This window comes from Marinospirillum insulare DSM 21763, from assembly GCF_000686905.1.
In the GTDB taxonomy this organism is placed as follows: Bacteria; Pseudomonadota; Gammaproteobacteria; order Pseudomonadales; family Halomonadaceae; genus Marinospirillum; species Marinospirillum insulare.
On record NZ_JMLW01000061.1, the window covers coordinates 1 to 5303 of the forward strand.

Here is a 5303-nt window from a genome sequence, read left to right on the forward strand (position 1 = left end):
TTGCTTCTGTTGGTTTAGTACATACTCTAACGGCAGATAATGGTAAAGAGTTTGCTGAGCATCAAGCCATTGCAAAAGCACTGAATTGTGACTTTTACTTTGCAGACCCTTATGCTTCTTGGCAACGTGGATTGAATGAAAATACAAATGGCTTAATACGTCAATACTGCCCCAAAGGTTCATGCTTTAAGCACTTAGATGATGAGCATTTTGAATTCATTATGCATCGTTTAAATAACCGACCTAGGAAAACACTTGGAATGAAAACACCAAATGAAGTATTGTTTGAAGAATTACAGGCTGTTGCACTAGCAAGTTGAATCCAAGTTAATAAGGCTTAGTTGTTTTTATAAGAGACCCGGTAGCCAAAGTATAATGGCAGGGAAGACAATACAGAGTATTAATCCTGTTACTTGTAACAGCACATAAGGAATAATTGATTTATAAATAGTCGTTATTTTAACCTTACCTTCGGTCACACCTTTTAAGTAAAAGAGTGCATAACCAAAAGGCGGTGTTAGGAAGCTTGTTTGTAAGTTAATTGCCATTAAAATACCAAACCACACTAGAGTTGCTTGAGTGGTCATGCCAAAATCTAACAAGCTAATAACGGGTAATAAAAGCGGTAATACAACATAGCTAATTTCTATCCACTCTAAGAAAAACCCTAGGATAAAAATCATTAACATAATAGAAAGCAGTAAACCATAAGGGCCTAAACCAATAGATGAAACAATATCCATTATTAAGTAATCACCACCTAGCCTTTTAAATATCAAGCTATAAGCAGTAGCGGCTATTACAATAAATATGATCATTGCCGTGCTTTTAGCTGTGTCGTAGCAAACATCTCTCAAGGTTAGATAGTTAAGCTTTCTGGCAACAACAGCTAAGATTATGGCACCTAATGCACCTATAGCTGCAGCTTCGGTTGGTGTCGCAATACCACTCATAATAGAACCCAGCACCGCCACCATAAGGAAAACAGGACCAACTAAGTCCCTTAACAAAGCTAAAGCTAGAGGTGTGGTGTCTGTATCTAAGTCATCAGGGTCAGCTAAAGGCATCCATTCAGGTTTAAGCCAGCCCATAAATAATAAATAACCAACGTATAAAGCACCCAGCATTAGGCCAGGGATCAAGGCACCTTTAAAAAGGTCCCCTACTGAAACCTGCATAATAGAGCCCATTAAAACCAGCATAATGGAGGGCGGAATAAGAATTCCCAGCGTGCCAGAAGCTGCTACAACGCCTAAGGCCATTTCTTCTTTGTAGTTTTGCTTAAACATAACGGGGAGCGCCAGCATACCCAGCATTACCACTGAAGCACCTACTATGCCGGTACTAGCCGCCATAACCACACCAAGCAAAGCAACAGAAATAGCTAAGCCACCCCTTACTTGACCAAATAGTCTCTGTAAAGTGAGTAGTAGGCGACTTGCCACACCTGATTTCTCAAGCATTAAGCCCATAAACACAAAAAGTGGAATGGCGATATACAGCCAGTTTTCTACTACTCCACCAAAAATACGAGAACCCATCATGCCTAAGTAGGGCAAAGGAACATCGCCAACCAGAGCAAAAATAATACTCAAGCCACCTAATACAAAAGCAACGGGATAGCCAGTAAAGATACCTAGCAGCAAACAAGCCACCATTAAAATAGGCAACAAATACTCAATAAACATGGAAAGGCTCCTTGGTTGCACGTTTAGGATCTAAAACAACGGCCAAATTATAAAAAACACGTCCTAAAGCATTAAGAGCCATAAAGAAAAGTGCGACAGACAAAGCACCTTTAATTAAGAATCTATCTGTCAGCCCGCCAAAATTGGACTGCTCACCTGAATTAAAACTCATAACAACTTGAGGCCAATACAGGTAAGCAACCATTAAACAAAAAGGGATTAGCAAAAACACATGCCCAAGAAGATCAACAAGGTGCTGTGTTCTGGGTGTGAATCGTTGGTACAACAAATCGACTCTTACATGAGAGTTGGTATGCAAAGCATAGGTTGATGAGAAAAGCACTAAAAAACCATAAAGATACCACTGCAGCTCTGTTGCTGAGTTAATAGTAAAAGCCTTATTAAAAAGGAATATTTCACTGTCCCAGCGTAGAAGTTCATTCATACCAAAAGCATTCATTATTACGGTAAGCATGACAGCGGCTATGACTGCCAGAACAAGCCAGCTAGTCATTCTTCCTACCCAAATCCCAGCCCCTATAAGAGGCTGAGAAAGGTAGTGAAGTGCCGCCGCCACTTTTAAGTGAGCGGCGTCATTCATTATTTAAGCTCCTGCAAGTCGTACCAACCGTCAATCAGCTTGGCATGTTCCATAAGTGACTCATAAGCCTCTTTAAAGCTGGGGTTGTTTGCCATTTCTTCTGCAACAACCTCTTGCCAAGCACCTTCAAGCGCTACTAAGGTTTCATCATTAAAACGTCTAACTTCAAACCCTTCTTTCTTTTCCATACGAGCAATAGCGCGCATCTGCTCAGGTGGTGAGGCAGTCATAGACCAAGCCAGTGTTGACTGACAAGCAGTCTGGAATTGCTGCTGTTGTTTTTCGCTGTACTTGTTCCACACATTTTTGTTAATAATCAACGAGAACCAGCTTGCAGACTGGTGCCAGCCTGGGAAGTAGTAGTACTTAGTAATATCATTAAAGCCCATCACTTCATCAACCTGAGGTACAGAGAATTCTGCGCCATCAATACGTCCACGCTCTAGTGCTAGGTAAATTTCACCACCAGGCACTAGCTGAGTAGAAGCACCAAACTTATTGAGTACACGAGCACCCAAGCCTGAGATACGGAAACGCAGACCATCAAAATCTTTTACTGAATTAATTTCTTTATTATAGAAGCCGCCTGTTTCTTGTGGGGATACAAAGCAAGGCATAACCTTAATGTTGTAATCATCATAAGCAGCCTGAATAAACTTAGTACCGTCACCTGCCCACATCCAAGATGCAAAAGCTTCAGGTGTTGGGCCAAAAGGTAGTGCACCGTATAAGTTTAGAAGCGGAATGGTTCCTGCCCAATAACCCATCCAGTCCCAACCTGCATCTATCGCGCCAGTTGAAACAGCATTGAATACTTCAAAAGCTGGCACTAGATCACCTGGCTCATGCACTCGGAACTTAATCTTGCCATCAGAAGCGATATTAACTTGCTTACCCATGTACTGGGCACCAGCTCCAAGGAAGTTATTGGTTGCGAAGGTGCTAGCAACATCAATACTTTTTGGCCCATCAGCCAGTGCGGCAGTAGATAAGGCCATAGTTGCAGCAGCTATAGCGGCAACAAGTGGTTTTTTAATCATGATTACTACTCCTGATTCTTATGTTTATTCTAGGAACGACTAACCGCTTAGCGGCTCCCACGATACAGCAACCCACATGCCAAGATAGCAAAATCCCATTAGTTTCAATAGGTTACATTTTTGTTTTTTTCAAATATTCTTTTAAGCTAAAAAAAAGCCCACAAATTCCTGAATTAAGGAATTTATGGGCTTAAATAACAACAAGCCTAGTGTTTTCAGCGTCCTAAAATCCGAACACTTTCCTGATTCTAGGAAACCAAAGCATTTATACTTTGAAACGCCCCGTTTGCTGCTGTAATTCTTGTGCATAATCCGCTAAAGAGCTACTTATGCTACCTATCTCATTAGAGCGCTCAGCACCCTCTGCCGCCAAGTCATTAATTTCTGTAATGCTACGGTTTATTTCATCGACTACCTGCGTTTGCTCTTCTGTAGCTGATGCTACGCTAGCGTTCATATCAGAAATTTGTGTGATGGAATGCAGAATTTCTTGCAGCTCAGTTTCTGTATCTGCAGATAACTTTTCTGTTGCTATCGCTTCTTTACTGCCTGCTTCCATTACATGCACAACTTCCGCAACACCTGATTGCAGGTTAGCTATCATGGTCTGAATATTTTCTGTTGACTCTTGGGTGCGGCTTGCCAGGGTTCTAACTTCATCAGCAACCACCGCAAAACCACGCCCATGTTCACCTGCTCTAGCTGCTTCTATCGCTGCGTTTAGGGCAAGCAAGTTAGTTTGTTCTGCAACACCTCTAATCACATCAAGAACGGTTGTAATGTTTTCAGAGTCTTCTGCTAGTTTTCTTATCGCAGTAACGGCTGTCTCAATTTGCTGAGAAAGACGGCGAACCTGCACTGTTGAGTTATGAATAATCTCTGCACCTCGGTTACCATTCTCTTCAGCACTTTGGGTAAGCACCGATGCTTGCGAAGCATTACCCGCCACCTCTTCTATAGCGCTATGCATTTCATTAATTGCAGTGGCCACCATAGAAATGGCATCAACCTGTTGTGTTACACCGCCCTCATTATTTTTTGCTGCCTGCGCCAAGCTTGCAGCTTCATCTTTCAAACTCACTGTTAAATTTTGTACCGCACCTATCATTTGCTGCAAGTTACCTAATACGGCATTAAAGCTGCTAGACAATTGGCCTAGATCATCATCATTAGCAACAGGAATACGCTGCCTTAGATCACCTTCACCCTGAGCGATGTTATCGAGTTGATCTCGAATTTGCTTAATAGACTGCACAATTAATTTTAAGAAAATGAAGAATAGAGCGGCACTTAAAGCTAGGGTTAACAACGTTATAATTGACACAGTGATGGAGCTAGAATAAGCCTCTGCTGAAGCTTCGGTGGCTCGCAAATTTGCTTGCTCGTCAGCATGTTCACTAATTTCATTATAAAAATTTCTAAGCTTTTTAAATAAAGGTGCTGTCTCACTAATATTTAAATTACGAGCCGCGTCTGGTCGACCTTCATCTGCCAAGGCCATAACCTTTTTTGCAGATGCCAACCACTGTGCAAAAGCTTGATCAAAACCCCTAGCATGCTCCTCCACTCCCGTTCCCTTCAAGCGATTAACTGCCAACCCAAAACGCTTTTTAGCTTGCTGAACATTTTCATCAAAGTCTTTTAAATTATCAGTATTGCTTTCACGATTAAAAGCAGCATCCACATAACTAAACTGAGCCGTTAGTGCTTGGTATAAATCACGGTCACCATTAAGGGCTCTTCGCATTTAAGGGTGTAGGTGCTTTTTGAACCCACCCGATTCTAACAAGCACCTTGCTATGTAGTTGGTTAAATTTCTAAAACCCAGTCCTATGCCTCGTAAGTGCTCCAGCCTGCCATTAATCGCTTCTGTTGGTCCATTGCTAGTGCCTGGGCGATCGAAGTAAGCAAGGATGCTCTGAGCGTGTTTTTTTAATGTTTTTCCTAAGCGTTTAACTTCAATAAGTTCTATCG

The 5303-nt window shown here is 41.8% G+C and carries 6 protein-coding genes; 1 reads left to right on the forward strand and 5 read right to left on the reverse strand.

Annotated elements, in window-relative coordinates; genetic code table 11:
• Nucleotides 1-320 (forward strand): IS30 family transposase (locus BP27_RS0113465; protein ID WP_027851975.1); only part of this gene is annotated, 320 nt, incomplete at its 5' end.
• Between the two features lie 27 nt (nt 321-347).
• Here the strand turns inward: BP27_RS0113465 and BP27_RS0113470 are convergent.
• From BP27_RS0113470 to BP27_RS16880, 5 genes are all read right to left on the reverse strand, one after another.
• Nucleotides 348-1688: a TRAP transporter large permease gene (locus tag BP27_RS0113470; RefSeq protein ID WP_027851976.1), complete on the reverse strand. Its 1341-nt coding sequence runs from the start codon at nt 1686-1688 to the stop codon at nt 348-350.
• Entirely contained in the window at nt 1678-2289 is a 612-nt protein-coding gene (locus BP27_RS16875) for a TRAP transporter small permease subunit (protein WP_051610588.1), read from the reverse strand. Before BP27_RS16875 ends, BP27_RS0113470 begins: the two co-directional genes overlap by 11 nt.
• Nucleotides 2289-3329 carry a TRAP transporter substrate-binding protein gene (locus tag BP27_RS0113480; RefSeq protein ID WP_027851977.1) on the reverse strand — a complete coding sequence of 347 codons (1041 nt, stop codon included), beginning with the start codon at nt 3327-3329 and terminating at the stop codon, nt 2289-2291. Before BP27_RS0113480 ends, BP27_RS16875 begins: the two co-directional genes overlap by 1 nt.
• A 265-nt stretch (nt 3330-3594) precedes the next feature.
• Nucleotides 3595-5076 carry a methyl-accepting chemotaxis protein gene (locus BP27_RS16435; RefSeq protein WP_051610589.1) on the reverse strand — a complete coding sequence of 494 codons (1482 nt, stop codon included), beginning with the start codon at nt 5074-5076 and terminating at the stop codon, nt 3595-3597.
• Nucleotides 5077-5303, reverse strand: a 227-nt coding sequence (locus tag BP27_RS16880) for a transposase (RefSeq protein ID WP_150112075.1), incomplete at its 5' end; no start/stop codon positions are given. It abuts the gene before it with no gap.